Here is a 16,642-nt window from a genome sequence, read left to right as displayed (position 1 = left end):
CGTAATATTCAGAAAATTTGGGATAATTTTAGGTAAATTTGGGTGTCGTAGATGTCACCTCATTCCCAAGTTGACGTAGGGGCGCTATGAAATCGGGTATCATCGGTAAAACCAAAAATGCCCCAGTCTTCACGTCGTCCTGAGTCAACACGCTACCGGTTCAGGGTTCGCCTTGACCCTAAGCGCAGGCTGGTCATTGTGCGCATCATCGGCAATATGAAAAGCACTCACCTCGTTGATCAGATCTTCAGTGCGGCGCGTAAGCTTGACCGGCCCTGGGCGTGGCGCCGGCTGATTGATCTGCGCGATTTCAGCGGGTTCATTGAATTTGAGGACATCGAGCACCTGGCGCGTCGCTGGCAGTTTCTGACCCGCGACGTGATCCATAAGGGGCGCACAGCGATCGTGTCGAAATCGCCGCTGGATCTGGCACGGGTATCGACGATTGCGCCGCTGTTTCCAGATGAGATATTCCGGGGCTTTGATAGCTTTGATGAGGCTGTTGACTGGCTGGAGGCCGGTAATCTTTAGTTATTTAGCTATTGGATCGGCAGGCTGAACCTTTTGCGTATTGGCTTCGGGCGCTTCGGATTCGACCAGATGGCGCAGATTTTCGGCGCGCTTGGCCAGCTCCATCACCTCATCAGGCAGGTCTTCGGTTTCCTGACGCACGTATGTGACCAAATCCTTGGCCAGCTTCAGCAGTTTGGGCGACAGCGTGATCAGGCGGGCCTGCATTTCGATCAAGGCTGGATCGCGGTCATATTCCGCACCCGGCACGCGCCAGCCGCCCCAGTCATTGGGATCGGTGACCACAACCGGATAGGTGCCGGGGAAGGGGTGGTGGCTGGCGTCTTCGGGGGTGTGCCACTTGTTGCGGGCGCGCATCATCCGCCACTGGCCGACATCACGGGCCTGCTCGACATCGCTTTCGGATTTCAATTCCTCGGCGCGAAATTCACGGCCAAGCCCGCAGTCATAGGTGACGCGGATGGGTTCGTCGAACCCTTTGGCCCAAATGGGGTTGACCTTATCGATCAAGGCCCAGGTGCCGACGGGCTCGACCCACACGCGTTGCCGGCGGTGGAAAATCGCCTTGGCCATAGTTACCTCTGGTTTGCAGACCATACCCGAAGGCGCATGACCAATTGCCGCATGGCAATCGGGCGCAGTCGGGCCTAAATAGGCAAGGTTAACCGGCAAGGCTTAGGATTTGGTGTCGGCTTATGTTTAACGGGTATTAAGGCTTCGGGATTTGTCATGGCGGAACTACTGTTCAAAATGGATGAGGTGCGCGGGCTGGTCGAAGATTTCTACGGCCGGGTGCGTCTGGATGATCTCATCGGGCCGGTGTTTGAGGGGGCGGTTCATGACTGGCCGGAGCATTTCGATAATCTGACCTTGTTTTGGATGACCATTACCAATGGCGCCCATCCCGACATTCCGGCCTATAAAGGCCGCCCGATGGCCAAGCATTTTCCGCTGGATCTCAACCCCGCTATGTTCGAGCGCTGGCTGGAGCTATGGGTAGCCACGACCGGTGAGCGGTTTGATGCGCTTCGGGCGGAAATCCTGCGCGAAAAAGCGTACCGCATCGGTCAGTCGTTTCAGGCGGCGCTGTTCTTTAAGCCGGAGTTTATGAGCAAGGGGTGAGGGGTAATTTAAAGAACTCCCCCTGTTGCAGGGGGAGTTTTGCGGACATCACAGATGTACGCAAAGAGGGGGTAATTTTACCCTACCACCCCCGCGATAAATCGCGGCGGTCCCCCTCCCCTCCAAGAGGGGAGGTTCTAAGTCCGGCAATTGTCAGACTATAACTCGCTGAAATTGCCGGATAAATTGTTGCAATCGTAACCCGTTCGCCGGTGCGGTAAAAATGTTAGCGCTACCGCAAAAATTAGGATAAAATTTTTTCAAATAGGATATTTTCCAACCTATTGAGTTTGTTTGGTAAATTTTTCAGCTCACGGATTGTTGGCGGATTGTTGCCGATTGTTACCTTGCGACGCACAAATTTGGCGCTAATAGTGACCGTGAAGAGGGTAAATTCCGCCTGAATAACCATATCTGCTGCCATTTTGCGCTTGTAAGTTCTCGCTCCCAAAGAAGAACGCCGGCACAATCCTTACGGCGCATTATGTCTTAACGGGCCTGTTTTTTTGTGCAGGGGCAGACCATGACCGATCCCGTCATCGACCACGTCAAACAAAATACCGCCATGCTGGAAGGGTTTCTGAACGAAGCTATTACTGATTTTGGCCGCGGTGAGGTGTTGTCAAAGCTCAATACGCTCAAAGGCGGGACGTTTGATCTGTCAGGTTTTTCAGAGTCGGATGCCGCCCATGCCGCCCGCGTCCTGACCTGTCTGTCGACTTTGAGCGTCATCTCCGAAGACGTGGCCAATCTGGGCCGCGAGGATACATTTGAGGCCTCGGATGGTTCGGTTCAGACCATCAGCCTGGCCAATGCGGTTGCCTCCGCCCGCAAAGAGGGCATTGATCAGTCTCAGATCGAAAAGACCCTGCAAAACATCCACGCCTCTCCCGTGTTTACGGCCCACCCGACCGAAATGCGCCGCGCCAGTGTCGTTGAGCGCGAATATGAAATCACCCAGCTTTTGTCGCGTTATGAGACCTGCAATTCGGCCTCGGAACGCCGCGCGATCGAAGAAGACCTGTACCGCGCTGTGGCACTGTTGTGGAACACGCGCCTGCACCGCCCTGAGCGCATTACGGTTTTTGATGAGATCGAAAACTCGCTGGGGGTCGTGCGCCGCTCGATCCTGCCGGCGCTGGTTAATCTCTATACCCAGTGGGATCGTGATATCGCGCTGGACGAGACCCTGCCCAAGCTGCTGAAACTGGGCTCATGGATCGGTGGTGACCGCGACGGCCACCCCCATGTCGATGAAACCACCCTGCGCTATGCCTTCCGTGAACAGGCCCGCACCATTTTCCGGTTCTACTTCGACCAGATCAATAAGCTCGATACCGAGCTAACCGTTTCGGAAGAACTGACCAAGGTGTCCGACGCCCTGATGGAGCTGTCGCGCAAGTCTTCTGACACCAATGTCCACCGCGTCGATGAGCCGTACCGGCGCGCCCTGTCTTACCTTAAGGCCCGTCTGGCCAAGACCGCTCAGGTGATAATTGGCGAACAGCGCGGTTTGGGTTCCGGCTATGTGCCGCAGGAAATCGCCACCCCTTATGAGACGGTCGATGAATTTGTCCGTGACCTGAAAATCATCCGCGACAGCCTGATCGCCAATGGTGGCAAGCGTCTGATCGGGCGCACGCTCAAGGCCACGATCCAGATTGCGCGCAGTTGCGGTTTCCACCTGATGGCGCTGGATCTGCGTCAGAATTCCTCTGTCCATGAGCGGGTGGTGGCGGAACTGTTCGCGCAGTCGTCGGAGCTGCTCGACTACATGTCGCTGTCGGAAAATGAGCGGGTGTCGGCGCTGGTGGCGGAACTGACCAATGACCGGCTGCTGCGCTGGCCGTTCGCCAAATACTCAGCCGAAACGCGGCGCGAATTGAAAATCATAGATGCGGCCGCCGAGGTCATCAAGACCTATGGGCCATCGGCTATCGGCGCCTATGTCATTTCGATGGGTAAGTCGGTGTCGGATATCCTTGAGCCGCTGGTGCTGCTGAAACAGGCAGGCCTCGTTTACGGCGGGCCGCAACCGCACACCATGATCAAGGTGGCACCTCTGTTTGAAACCATCGGTGACCTTGAGGCCGCGCCCGATATCATGAAGCGGTGGCTGGGCCTGCCCGCCATGCGCTCCCTCTTGGGGCGTCCGGCGGTGCAGGAAGTCATGCTCGGTTATTCGGACTCCAACAAGGACGGCGGCTATACGGCCTCGCGCTGGTCGCTGCATAAGGCGTCCTCGGCCGTCAAGGCGGTGTGTGAGCATTACGGCGTAGCTTTACGACTGTTCCACGGTCGTGGCGGATCGGTCGGACGCGGTGGCGGACCATCGTTTAACGCCATTCTGGCGCAACCCGCGGGTACGGTCGGTGGCCATATCAAGGTGACCGAGCAGGGCGAAATGATCGCCCGCAAATTCGGCAATGCCACCACGGCAGGCAAGACGCTCGACAGCTTTGCGGCGGCGGTATTCCTCGCCTCGGTCAAGCCCAAGGTCGATAAAGATACTAAAGAAGCGAAAGCCGAAGCCAAATTCGGGCCGGTGATGGATAAGATCTGCGACGCCTCGTTCAAGGCTTATCGCGATCTGGTCTATGAGGATGAGCATTTTCTGGCCTTTTTCCGCAATGTGACGCCGATCTCGGAGATCACGGATCTCAAAATCGGCTCGCGTCCGGCCTCGCGGACCACCAGCGGTCAGATCGAGGATCTGCGGGCCATTCCGTGGGTGTTTTCGTGGTCGCAGTCGCGCTTTGTTCTGCCGGGCTGGTATGGCTTTGCGGCGGCGGTGAGGGACACTGGCGTCGAAGATTCAGTGCTTACCGACATGGTGCAGACCTGGGATTTCTTCGACGTGTTCCTCGCCAATATGGAAATGGCGCTGGCCAAGGCCGATATGGATATTGCCGGTCTCTATGTCGATCATCTGGCACAGGATAAGGCGCAGGCTCAGCGGATTTTCGATAAGATCAAGTTCGAGTTCGAGGATACGATTGCCTTGATCCTGCGTATCCGCGGGGCCAAGACTCTGCTGTCGACCCATGAACACCTGCGCGGCTCGATTGAGCGGTCAAAGCCGGTGCTCGATACGCTCAACCGGATGCAGGTCGAACTGATGACCCAGCGCCGTCACGGCAATCAGCACAAGCTGGTCAAGCTGGCCCTGCAACTGACTGTCAATGGTACGGCCAGCGCGCTCAGGAATACAGGTTGAGGCCGTCAGTTGGCGGACAATTGACGGTCATGTAGAAAATTTTAGGAACATAACCAATTGTGTTCACGAAGTTTTTGGTTTTATGGATGTATGAATGCGGCATAATCCACCGATGCGGTCAGTCTGCGGCTTGACCCTGTCCGGAATAGCCTGTATGACAGCGCTGTCATCGATTTTGGTCGATAGGACACGCAGGATCAACCGCACCCGCAGGCTCTCACTCAAGAAGGGGCCGTGGTTTTCGGCCCAGGAACGATAAGCTTTATGTCTTTGAACGGATTATCTTCATCCCAAGCAACCTCTTCGCGCCAGCGTGTGTTTGTTCTGGTGGGCGGCACAGGCGATCTGGCGCTGCGTATGCTGTGGCCGTCACTGGCCATGCTCGATCAGGATGGGTTTCTGGCCGATGATGTGCGACTGGTGTCGGTGGCACGCGAAGCGGTGGGCCGCGATGAATTTGTTGAACGCGTCAAGGCGGCGGTGACCAAGCGCGCCGGGGCTGATCTCGAAGACGGGACAATCGATAAGTTTGCCGCCCGCATCAGCCATTTGTCGCTGGATGTCGGGGATGCCGAATGGGGACCGAAGCTTAAGGCCGAACTGGGCGCGACAGACAATCTCGATATCGTGTTCTTCCTGTCGGTGTCGCCGTCGCTGTTCAAGCCGATCTGTGAGCACCTGCTGAATGCCGGTCTCAATGTCGCGCCGAACCGCGTCATTATCGAAAAGCCGCTGGGGCGCGATCTGGCCTCCTCCAAGGTCATCAATGACTCGGTGGCGGTTGCCTTTGACGAAGCGCGGGTCTTCCGCATCGACCACTATCTGGGCAAGGAAACGGTGCAGAACCTGATTGCGCTGCGCTTTGCCAATACGGTGTTTGAACCGCTGTGGAATGCGCAAAGCATTGATCATGTTCAGATTACGGTGGCCGAAACCGTCGGGGTGGGTGAGCGTCTCGGTTATTATGACGAATACGGCGCCCTGCGCGACATGCTGCAAAACCACCTGTTGCAGCTTTTGTGTCTGCTGGCGATGGAGCCGCCGTCGGGTATCAATGCCGATGCCCTGCGTGATGAAAAGGTCAAGGTCCTCAAAAGCCTGAAACCGATCAATGAGCACAATGTCCTGACCCACACCGCGCGCGGTCAATATGGCCCGGGCTTTGCCGAGGGCAAGCCCGTGGCGGGCTATGAGGCTGAAAAAGGTTCACCGTCCGGCACCGAAACCTATGTGGCTTTAAAGGCCGAAATCGCCAACTGGCGCTGGGCTGGCACGCCGTTTTACCTGCGCACGGGTAAGCACCTGCCGACCCGCGCCACCGAGATTGTCGTGCAGTTCAAGGCCGTACCGCACTCGATCTTTGGCGGAGCCGTTCTGGCCAACCGTCTGGTGATCCGTCTGCAGCCGGAAGAAGATATTTCGCTGACCGTGATGAATAAGGCGCCGGGTCTCTCGGCGGCGGGCGGCATGGATTTGCAGCCCCTCGCTTTGTCCCTGTCCCTGACCAACGCGTTCGATTCCAATGGTAATAAGCCGCCGCGCCGCCGCATTGCCTATGAGCGGCTGATCCTTGATGCGCTCAATGGCAATAACGCCGCCTTTGTCCGCCGCGATGAGGTCGAAGCCGCCTGGGCGTGGGTTGACGGTATCGAAGACGGCTGGGCCAAGGTTTACCCGCGGCCGCAATCCTATCCGGCGGGGTCTTACGGGCCGGTGTCGGCCTATACCCTGCTCGACCGCGACGGGCGTAGCTGGAATGACTGAACACACCCTGATGCTTGAGGGCCTCAAAGGCCCGGTGACGGTGCACGCGTTTGATGCGGTGGCCGATGCGGTCGCCTATGTGATTGCGCAAGTCGCAGGCGTACTGAAATCCGAAGTCGCGTCCAAAGGCCATGCCCTGATCACAGGTGCTGGTGGATCGACACCCAAGGCCGTCTATGAGGGTTTGAGCGGGCTTAATCTCGACTGGCCAAACATCACGATCACTCAGGTCGATGAGCGCTTTGTGCCGCTCGATAATGCTTCATCCAACACCCTGATGATGGCGACAGCGCTGAGACCCGCGATAGAGTCGGGCCTGAATTTCGTGACGCTGATTCAGGATCTGGATGATGCGGGCGCGTGCGCCAAAAAGGCTGAGGCAGCAATTCGCTCTATTGAAGGGATTGAGGTTGCGGACGACAAACCGATCTTTGACCTGACCCTGCTCGGTATGGGGGCGGATGCGCATTACGCCTCGATCTTTCCGGGCCATGCGATTAATGCCGAGGTTTATGACACGACGGCTTTGGTTCTGCCGGTCGCCCCGTCAGGCTCAGATGTTGAGCCCAAACTGCCGCGCATCACCCTGACCGTGCCCGCGCTTAACCGCTCAAAACGCATCCTGCTGCTGATTACCGGCACTGAAAAGCTTGAGGTTTTACGCAGCGCAATTTTATCCGACGATCCCTATACATCCCCCATCGGTACTTTCATCGCGCAGTCGCCTGTGCCGGTCGAAGTGGTCTGGGCGGCGTAGTGAGTATTTAATATGACCCTCAATCCCGCGCTTGACGCCATCACCCAACGTATCGCTGATCGCTCAAAGGATTTGCGCGCCAGGTTCGAGGCGCGCACTGAGCGCTATAAGACAGCCGAGCCGCGCCGCAAAAAGCTGAGTTGCGCCAACTATGCCCACGTCGTGGCGGCGTCATCGGAAAATGATAAGCTTCAGGCAGCACTCGATACCGTGCCCAATATTGGCGTGGTCACCGCCTATAATGACATGCTGTCGGCCCATCAGCCCTATCACAACTACCCCGAAAAGATCCTGAAAGCGGCCCGTAAGGTCGGGGCCACGTCGCAGGTCGCCGGTGGCGTGCCCGCCATGTGCGATGGTGTCACCCAAGGCCGAGGCGGTATGGAACTATCGCTGTTTTCGCGCGATGTGATTGCTATGTCAGCCGCCATTGCCCTCAGCCACGATGCTTTTGATGCCGCCCTGATGCTGGGCATTTGCGATAAGATCGTGCCGGGTCTGGTCATCGGTGCCCTGTCGTTTGCCCATCTTCCGGTGATTTTTGTGCCCGCAGGGCCGATGTCGTCGGGCTTGCCCAATCCTGAAAAAGCCAAGGTGCGCACCCAGTATGCCAGAGGCGAAGTGGGCCGCGATGCGCTGCTGGCCGCCGAAATGGCATCTTACCACGGGGTTGGCACCTGCACCTTTTATGGCACTGCCAATTCCAATCAGATGCTGATGGAAATGATGGGCCTGCATGTGCCGGGCTCGGCCTTTATCCATCCGCACACGGAACTGCGTGAGGCCCTGACCGCCGCCGCAGTCGAACGCGCCGCCCTGACCGCCGCGAACGGCAAGCAACCGGCCTGTCTGGGCGATGTGCTCACCGTCAAAGCCTTTGTAAACGGCGTTGTCGGCCTGATGGCCACCGGCGGGTCGACCAACCACGCCCTGCATTTGCCGGCTATGGCGCGCGCAGCGGGCATCATCCTGACGCCCGAAGATCTGAACGACATTTCACGCATCGTGCCGCTGCTGGCGCGGGTCTATCCGAACGGCTCGGCTGATACCAACCACTTCCATGCCGCGGGCGGGATTGGCTTTGTGATCCGTGAATTGCTGAGTGTCGGTTTGCTGCACGAAGATGTTGACACCATCTGGGGCCACGGCCTGTCGGCCTATGCCAAAGAGCCGTTCCTTCAGGACGGGGCGCTGATCTGGCGCGATCTGCCGCAGGCGTCGGGCGATGAGGCTGTGCTGCGCCCCGTCTCCAATCCGTTCAGCCCGGAAGGGGGCCTGCGCGAAATGAAGGGCAATCTCGGTATTGCCGTTTCCAAGATTTCCGCCGTCAAGCCGGAGCATCAGTTTATCGAAGGCCCGTGCGCGGTTTTCGACGATCAGGATGATTTCCTGGCGGCTTTTAAGGCCGGTAACATCCCCGATGGGGATTTTATTTGCGTCGTCAGATTCCAGGGGCCAAAGGCCAATGGTATGCCTGAGTTGCATTCGCTTACGCCATCTTTGTCAAGCTTGCTGGATCAGGGCCGTAAGGTCGCGCTGGTTAGCGATGGACGGATGTCGGGTGCATCGGGTAAGGTAGCCTCAGCGATTCATCTCACTCCAGAAGCCAAGGATGGCGGACCGATCTCAAAACTACGGTCAGGGGATGTGTTGCGGGTAGATTGTGAAAATGGGACCTTAAGCTTCATAGGTAATGAAGCGTCATTCTTGGCCCGCGAACCGGCTGTGAAAGAGACCGAAGTTGATGGTCTCGGACGCGAGCTGTTCGCCCCGTTCCGGCGCGTCGTAGGCGCTGCGGATGAGGGCGGCGCGGTCTTCTGGTAAGGTTAGATGACAGCCCATTTTGAGTCCCCCACAACGTCGTCTGCGGCGTCCATTACCTTTCGTGGTTTAGTCGGTGATATCGGCGGCACCAATGCGCGTTTTGCCATTGCTGAGCGCGATCACGGCAAGACGAAGCTGCTTAATTTCAAGTCGTTCGAGACGCACGGCTATCCTAATATCTATGCCGTTATCGCGGACTATTTCCGTGATCTGGCCGGAAGTGAGGGTGGCCGGCCTGAGCTTGACTATGCCGTGCTGGCGGTCGCAGGGCCGGTCAAGAACGGTCAGATCAAGTTCACCAACCTTGACTGGCTGGTGACGGAAGCTGAACTGGCTAAATCGTCAGGGGCCAGGAAATCGCGCCTGATCAATGATTATGCGGCTCTGGCCTATGCGCTGCCCTATATGGATGGTGATGATATCAAGACGCTGGGGCCGGTGACCAAGGGGTTTGGCGATGTCCATGCGGTCATGGGGGCTGGGACCGGCTTTGGGGCGTCGGTTCTGGTCGGCGGGGCTTACGGGCCCTATTGCCTGTCGACCGAGAGTGGCCATGCGTCGTGGGCGCCGGTTAATGATTTTGAAGCCGACATTCATCGCTTTTTGCGCAAAAAACTCGGGCGGGTGACGATCGAGAACCTGCTGTCGGGCCCCGGTCTGGTCAATCTGTATCAGGCCGTATCCTTTGTGCGCGGTGAAAAAGCGCTGGAGCTGACCCCGGCACAGATCACCAATATTGAGGGGCCTGATGGGCAGGGCTGCCGTTATACGGTCGAAACCTTCCTCGATATCTTAGCTTCGGTGTGTGGTGATCTGGCGCTCTGTCACGGGGCGACGGCGGGTATGTTTATCGCCGGTGGCATTGCGCCGCGTCTGCTCCGGTTTATCGACGAAGGCCGCTTCCGGGCGCGTATGGAAGCCAAGGCGCCTCTGGCCGATCTGGTGGCCGCAATCCCCAGTCACATCATCACTCACCCGTGCGCGGCTTTGCTGGGTTCGGCCCATGCCTTGACGGACGCCGAGATCACGGGCTGAATAGGCCTATAAGAAGCCGTATAAGCGGCGCGTTTGAACGAAAAAGGAAATCTCCCGATGAGCAAATATCCCGGTACGCACCCCGATGTCCCGACATTCATGACCACAGGGCCGGTTCTGCCGGTCATGGTCATCCCCAGCCTCGATCAGGCCCTGCCGTTGGCCGATGCCCTGATTGCGGGCGGGATCACGGTGCTGGAGATTACCCTGCGCACCGATTGCGCGCTGGATGCCATTAAGCTCATTGCCAAAGAACGCCCCGACGCCATTGTTGGTGCCGGTACGGTGCTGACGCCCCATGACGCTGAAAAGGCCGCCAAGGCCGGGGCCAAATTCCTCGTCTCTCCGGGGCTTACCAAGGAACTGGCCAAGCAGGACAGTTTGCCACTGTTGCCGGGGGTTCAAACCGCATCCGAAGTCATGCAGGCGCTGGAGTGGAACTTCACCCATCTGAAATTCTTCCCCGCCGTGCCGGCGGGTGGCATTCCGATGCTGAAAGGCATTGGCGGGCCGCTGCCTCAGGTCAAGTTCTGCCCGACCGGCGGGATTGATGTGAAAAATGCCGCCGATTTCCTGGCGCTGGATAACGTCCTGTGCGTGGGCGGGTCGTGGGTCGCACCGGCCAAGGCCATGCAGGACGGCAACTGGGCCGAGATCACGCGTCTTACGGCAGAGGCCGTGGCGACATTTTCGAAAGCCTGAGCCATCCAAGGCCAAAGCTCTCCGGCGCTGGCAGGTTTGTCTTGCCAGCGCTGTCAAAAAAAGCGGACAATTCCCGATCGCTGATTGACAAATTGTGCGCTTAAGACAATTTGAAGTCCTAAAATCGTATAATAATCAAAACGACATGCCCGCAATGCGTTAGCGGACTGATCTGAATACGGACGCGAGAGGGACTTTATTGGTGGATATCAAGGCTTCTGGGGAGCTTAAGGCCGGTGTTAATTTACCGGCGAGCGGCACTGTGTCGACCATCAATGATGTGGCCCGTCTGGCCGGCGTGTCGATCAAGACCGTCTCCCGTGTCATGAATAACGAACCCAATGTCCGGGCCGAGACCCGCACCAAGGTTCAGGAAGCTGCCAATCTGCTGCATTACCGGCCCAATCTTCTGGCACGGTCATTGGCAGGCGCGCGCAGTTTTCTGATCGGGATTTTCTACGATAACCCCAACCCCAGCTATATCAATTCGGTGCAGAACGGTGTCATCCGCCGCTGTCGTGAAAACGGCTATCACCTTCTGATCGAGCCTCAGGATGCCCATTCGCCCGATCTTGAACGCAATATTGCCGGTCTTCTGGCGACTATTCGTCTGGATGGCGTGATCCTGACGCCGCCTTTGTGTGATATGGCGGTGGTGCTGCACGCGGTAGAGGCGGCGGGTGTGCCCTATGTGCGGATTTCCCCCTTCCTCAATCCGGGGCGGTCGCCGACCGTGCGCATGGATGAGGCCCGCGCCGCCTATGAGATGACGCAACACCTGATCGAGATGGGCCACCGTGATATCGGTTTTGTGCTGGGGCATCCGGAACATGGCGGTGCGCATCTGCGTTATCAGGGCTTCACCAAGGCTCTGAGCGAGGCAGGGATTACGCCGCGTCCCGATTGGGTCAAGCAGGGCTTTTTCTCTTACGAATCCGGCGTCGACGCGGGCAAAGCGTTCTTTGAGGCAGGTAAGTCGCGTCCAACCGCGATCTTTTCCAGCAACGACTATATGGCCTTTGGTATTATGGGCGTCGCCCAGCAGATGGGCATCCGCATCCCCGAAGATGTCTCGATCTGTGGATTTGACGACGCGCCAGGCTCGATCCTGATCTGGCCGCATGTGACCACGATCCGCCAGCCGGTCGAAGATATCGCCTATGCCGCCGCCGAAGTGCTGCTGGCCAGGGATGAGGGCGAGGATGGCGAAAAACGCGATACCGACCGCTTGCTGCCATTTGAGCTGATCAAACGCAATTCGGTCAGGGCTATCTGAAGCTAAGGGCTGATTAATTTCGCTCAGGCCGCCACCCGCGGCGCGGCCAAGGTGGCGGAGCCACCGCCCGGCGAGGGACTAAAAAATAGTAGAGCGAACGAATATTCGCTCAGGCCGCCATTGCGGCGGCGGCCAAGGTGGCGGAGCCACCGCCCGGCGAGGGACTAAAAATAAAGCCAAAAAAGTCCCGGTGACAAAAGTCACCGGGATCTAAAGGCCATTACCTTCGAAAATGCCAAATTCCAGAAGGTATTTAAAACCGAACCCAGACGATGAAGGTGAAAAAGGGAAAGACCTCCACCAAAGTCCGGCTTTAAACTCAGATTATGCAATCGACCCGACGGCCAGAATGCACACGGCAACAACGGATCTTATAAGTATGTCTTTTTGACAGCGCTGTCAAACGGATTTTTGAAAATTTGATAAAAAAGCGAAATTACGCGGATGATGTCTCTGCTCTTGGTGAGCTTAAAACTATTAACCACATGAAAAGTATAGATAAACGATCTGGTGGAGTTTCACGCTTCTAAACCATTGTTTTGCGAATGCGAACGGATCAAGCCTTGACGTGAGTTGATAGCGCTGTCATTAAAGGGGCAAAGAGCCGGGGGTATATCCGACTTATCCCAAGGTTTGCCAGTGCAGGGGTATTGACGCTTTTGGGTCGTCATGATGGCTGAATTTTTGGCAGGGTTGTCAAAAATTTAGTGTGACGCTTTTCGACAGTTCCCTTGCCGAATAAGACAGACATATAAAAACACCCGTATTACCGTATGGATCACAGGTATCGGGCCAAGATGGGAAGCTGAGATGAAATCTGCACATACCAAATCGTCGCCGTTCAAGGCATGGCTTAAGATGAGTTCGGCCGCAGCGCTGGCGCTGGGCGTTACGGGCTTAAGCGCCTGCGCGACCTTTAGCGGCGCGGATACGGATGCGGCTCCGGTTCCTGCGGTGCCGGCCGCCCCTGTGCCGCAGGCTCCGGCGTTTGCCCCTGTCAATCCGGTCTGGCCGGAGCTTAAGGATGCCGGTCTGGTTGATGCCGATGTCGAAGCTAAAATCGACGCCCTGATGGCGCAGATGACGATTGAGGAAAAAGTCGGTCAAACTGTTCAGGCCGATATCGCTTCAATCAAGCCTGCCGACCTGAAAACCTATCCGCTCGGCTCCATTCTGGCAGGCGGGTCGTCATCGCCAAATGGCAATGAGCGCGCCACGCCGCAGGAATGGCTCGATCTGGCCGACGCCTACTGGCGTTCGTCGCTGGAATATCCGTCCAAGGCCAAGATCCCGCTGTTGTTCGGGATTGACGCGGTTCATGGTCACTCCAATCTGGTCGGCGCGATCATCTTCCCGCACAATGTCGGTTTGGGCGCGACCCGCAATCCTGACCTGATGAAAAAGATCGCCGAAGTCACCGCCTATGAAATGGCGCTGGCCGGGGTCGACTGGACCTTTGCGCCGACGGTTGCCGTATCCCGCGATAAGCGCTGGGGCCGTGCTTACGAATCCTATTCTGAAAATCCGGCCGATGTCGCCGCCTATGCCGGAAAGGTCGTTGAGGGCCTGCAAGGCGATAAGGGTGGCGATGAGGGCATTAAGCTGGGGCGCATCATGTCGTCGGCCAAGCACTATCTGGGCGATGGCGGCACCTTAGGCGGCAAGGATCAGGGCGATGCCGTGATCAGTGAGGAAGAACTGGCCAATATCCACAATGCCGGTTATCCGCCGTCGATCGAAGCCGGTGTGTTGTCGGTCATGGCGTCGTTCTCAAGCTGGAACGGTGAGAAGCTGACCGGCAACAAATATCTGCTGACTGACGTGCTGAAAGGCCGGATGGGCTTTGACGGTTTTGTAGTGTCGGACTGGAACGCGCAAGGTCAGGTGCCGGGCTGCACCAACCTGTCGTGTCCGCAGGCGTTCAACGCCGGTATCGACATGTTCATGGCCCCTGATTCGTGGAAGGGCATCTATGAGAACACGCTCGCTCAAGCTAAATCGGGCGAGATTTCACAGGCCCGTCTGGATGACGCCGTGCGCCGTATTTTGCGCGCCAAGATCAAGGGCGGCCTGTTTGAGTTTGGCGCGCCGAAAGATCGCGCCATCACCGGCAAATGGGAAAACCTGAGCCGTCCGGAACACCGCGCCGTGGCCCGTCAGGCGGTGCGTGAATCGCTGGTTCTGCTGAAAAACAATGGCTCTCTGCTGCCCATTAAGGGCAAGGCCAATATCCTTGTCGCCGGTAACGGGGCTGATGATATCGGGAAACAATCCGGCGGCTGGACCATTTCGTGGCAGGGCACCGGCAACACCAATGCCGATTTCCCGCATGGCCAGTCGATCTTTGGCGGCATCAAGGAGGCGGCGACCGCGGCGGGTGGCAAGGCGACCCTGAGCGTTGATGGATCCTTCAAGGGTAAAAAGCCGGATGTGGCCATTGTCGTCATCGGCGAAGACCCCTATGCCGAGTTTCAGGGCGACCGCCCGAACCTTGATTACCAGCCCGGTGAGCCCAAGGATCTGGAGCTGATCAAAAAGCTGCAAAAGGCCGGTATTCCGGTGGTGACCGTCTTCCTGTCGGGCCGTCCGATGTGGGTGAACCCGGAACTCAACGCCTCGAACGCCTTTGTGGCCGCATGGCTGCCGGGTACCGAAGGCGGCGGGATCGCCGACCTGATCATCGGGGATGCGGCGGGTAAGGCGCGTCACGACTTTAAGGGCAAGCTTTCATTCTCGTGGCCGAAAACCGCCGTGCAGCAGCCGCTCAATGTCGGCATGACCGGCTATGATCCGCTGTTTGCCTATGGCTTTGGCCTGACCTATGCCGATAAGGGCGATCTGGCGCAACTGCCCGAAGTGTCGGGCCTGAGCGATGCCGATGTGGTCAATGTCGATAACTACTTCACCGCCGGTCGTGCGCGCGCGCCGTGGAAGTTCTATCTGGCTGATCTGAGTGGAGCCGCCGAAGGCGATGGCAATGTCAAGAGCCCGAAGGGGATCGCCAGCCAGACCATCGTCGATGCCGGGGCTCAGGAAGCCGGCCGCCGTCTGGTGTTCAATGGTCAGGGCCTTGGGGCCGCGCTGTTCCAGGGGCCGCTGGTTGACCTTAGCCGTCAGACGACCGGTGAACTGGCCCTGTCGATCACCTATAAGATGGATAAGGCCGCCGAAGGCCCGGTGACCATCGGTGTTGGTCGCGATCCGTTCATCATGGGCCGTGTCGATGTGTCGAAGGCGCTGGCCCCGACGGGTGGTCAGTTCAAGACGCTGAAGATCAAGCTGGGCTGTTTCCGCGATGCCGGTGCCGATATGAAGCAGATCGGCGTGCCGTTTGCGATATCTTCGGAAAAGGCGCTCGACCTGACCTATACGACCATCAAGCTTATGGCGGTCGAAGGCGATGGCAACTGCCCGTAAGATACCCCCCTACAGAACCTCCCCTAATTTTAGGGGAGGATACCCCTGAAAGGGGGGGGGGTAATTCGCGGCGGTTTTAACCCCCCTCCGCCTAAACAGGCGGTATCCCCCCTAAAATTAGGGGGGAGTTTTATGTGTTACCCTTAAAAATAATAGGTTATTTCAACCGACCGCTGGCCCAGGCGACGCCGCCTGCGACCAGATCAAGATAGGCGTCTTCGCGCATATTGGCCTCATTGTGGGCCAGCGTCGTGGAAAATACCCGCGCATTTTGCGGGCCATAGGTGTGCGTCCACGCCACGGTGAAGGTCTTGTCGCGGTCGGCGGCCACAGACGATTCCGGCTGGATGCCATAGATCAGTGGCGTGACCTTGAAGGTGGTCAGGTTGTTGTAAAGCTCATCCTTGGTGGTGGTCCAACCGCTTAAACCCTCAGTGATCGGATGGGCCTCTGGTGCGATCGTCAGGGTAATCGGCGACTGCGGGCCGTGGCCGGATGACTGGATGCCGGTATATTCAAACCAGCGTGCGGCGGGCTCACCCGCTGTGACCGGCGCACGAAAAGTCTCTGAGCGGTAGGAGTGCATGGCGCAGTGCAGATTGACACCGGCTATGCCTTTTTTGTGCGGGGCCAGTACAGTTTCGATAATCGCGGGATCGCTCTCATCGGCGGCGCATTCGTTATGCACAATGACATCGTAACCCTCGCCGTAGTTCGGATCATCATAGATCGGTAACTTGGGGCGGGTGGCCGCCTCGCCCGGTTTGGGGTCGTAATAGAGGTGGCTGACCGTGACATTGAGGCGGGCTTTCAGGCCGGTTTCCAGAATCTGACGCTGCTCAGGATAGTTATGACAACAGCCGCCGGTGACGATCAGCACCTTAATCGGCGCTTCCGGTTTGGTCTCAGCCTGCGCTGAGCCCGCTGCTAGTAAAACGGTTGAAATGAGTGCTGCGCGCCACATGGGCTATCCTCCGGTGTTTTGACCGGAGGATGA

The 16,642-nt window shown here is 57.7% G+C and carries 13 protein-coding genes; 10 read left to right on the top strand and 3 right to left on the bottom strand.

Going from position 1 to position 16,642, the window contains the following annotated elements:
• The first annotated feature begins 117 nt into the window (after positions 1-117).
• Positions 118-531: a hypothetical protein gene (locus tag PQU98_RS08640; RefSeq protein ID WP_272744544.1), complete on the top strand. Its 414-nt coding sequence runs from the start codon at positions 118-120 to the stop codon at positions 529-531.
• Here PQU98_RS08640 and PQU98_RS08635 read toward each other — a convergent pair whose 3' ends face one another.
• The gene (locus tag PQU98_RS08635; protein ID WP_272744543.1) at positions 532-1,104 is read right to left on the bottom strand and encodes a hypothetical protein; all 573 of its coding nucleotides are present in this window, start codon (positions 1,102-1,104) and stop codon (positions 532-534) included.
• A 156-nt stretch (positions 1,105-1,260) separates the two neighbouring features.
• Between PQU98_RS08635 and PQU98_RS08630 the strand changes: the two genes are divergently transcribed.
• Entirely contained in the window at positions 1,261-1,653 is a 393-nt protein-coding gene (locus PQU98_RS08630; RefSeq protein WP_272744542.1) for a group III truncated hemoglobin, read from the top strand.
• 244 nt (positions 1,654-1,897) lie between these two features.
• Here PQU98_RS08630 and PQU98_RS08625 read toward each other — a convergent pair whose 3' ends face one another.
• Positions 1,898-2,077: a hypothetical protein gene (locus tag PQU98_RS08625; RefSeq protein ID WP_272744541.1), complete on the bottom strand. Its 180-nt coding sequence runs from the start codon at positions 2,075-2,077 to the stop codon at positions 1,898-1,900.
• A 99-nt stretch (positions 2,078-2,176) separates the two neighbouring features.
• On the opposite strand from PQU98_RS08625, the gene ppc reads away from it, so the two are divergent.
• The 8 genes from ppc to PQU98_RS08585 all read left to right on the top strand — a co-directional run bounded on the left by ppc (position 2,177) and on the right by PQU98_RS08585 (position 15,645).
• On the top strand, positions 2,177-4,870 hold the full coding sequence (gene ppc / locus PQU98_RS08620) for a phosphoenolpyruvate carboxylase (RefSeq protein WP_272744540.1): 2,694 nt from the start codon (positions 2,177-2,179) through the stop codon (positions 4,868-4,870).
• Positions 4,871-5,134: 264 nt separating this feature from the next.
• Positions 5,135-6,634 carry a glucose-6-phosphate dehydrogenase gene (gene zwf / locus PQU98_RS08615; protein ID WP_272744539.1) on the top strand — a complete coding sequence of 500 codons (1,500 nt, stop codon included), beginning with the start codon at positions 5,135-5,137 and terminating at the stop codon, positions 6,632-6,634.
• A complete protein-coding gene (pgl, locus tag PQU98_RS08610) occupies positions 6,627-7,391 on the top strand; it encodes a 6-phosphogluconolactonase (RefSeq protein WP_272744538.1) in 765 nt (254 codons plus the stop codon). The genes zwf and pgl overlap by 8 nt, the downstream gene beginning before the upstream one ends.
• A 12-nt stretch (positions 7,392-7,403) precedes the next feature.
• Positions 7,404-9,215, top strand: a complete 1,812-nt coding sequence (edd, locus tag PQU98_RS08605) for a phosphogluconate dehydratase (RefSeq protein WP_272744537.1) — start codon at positions 7,404-7,406, stop codon at positions 9,213-9,215.
• Positions 9,216-9,221: 6 nt separating this feature from the next.
• Positions 9,222-10,250, top strand: a complete 1,029-nt coding sequence (locus tag PQU98_RS08600) for a glucokinase (protein ID WP_272744536.1) — start codon at positions 9,222-9,224, stop codon at positions 10,248-10,250.
• Between the two features lie 57 nt (positions 10,251-10,307).
• A complete protein-coding gene (locus tag PQU98_RS08595) occupies positions 10,308-10,952 on the top strand; it encodes a bifunctional 4-hydroxy-2-oxoglutarate aldolase/2-dehydro-3-deoxy-phosphogluconate aldolase (RefSeq protein WP_272744535.1) in 645 nt (214 codons plus the stop codon).
• Between the two features lie 208 nt (positions 10,953-11,160).
• Positions 11,161-12,228 carry a LacI family DNA-binding transcriptional regulator gene (locus PQU98_RS08590; RefSeq protein WP_272745481.1) on the top strand — a complete coding sequence of 356 codons (1,068 nt, stop codon included), beginning with the start codon at positions 11,161-11,163 and terminating at the stop codon, positions 12,226-12,228.
• Positions 12,229-13,038: 810 nt separating this feature from the next.
• Positions 13,039-15,645 (top strand): glycoside hydrolase family 3 protein, encoded by a 2,607-nt coding sequence (locus tag PQU98_RS08585; protein WP_272744534.1) that lies wholly within the window; start codon positions 13,039-13,041, stop codon positions 15,643-15,645.
• Positions 15,646-15,802: 157 nt separating this feature from the next.
• Here the strand turns inward: PQU98_RS08585 and PQU98_RS08580 are convergent, their stop codons facing one another.
• Entirely contained in the window at positions 15,803-16,609 is an 807-nt protein-coding gene (locus PQU98_RS08580) for a ThuA domain-containing protein (protein WP_272744533.1), read from the bottom strand.
• Between the last annotated feature and the right edge of the window lie 33 nt (positions 16,610-16,642).

Origin of the sequence: Asticcacaulis machinosus (assembly GCF_028550435.1) — a bacterium.
Taxonomy (GTDB): domain Bacteria; phylum Pseudomonadota; class Alphaproteobacteria; order Caulobacterales; family Caulobacteraceae; genus Asticcacaulis; species Asticcacaulis machinosus.
Note: the sequence above shows the minus strand (reverse complement) of the source record. Positions and strands in the feature narration are given on the sequence as shown.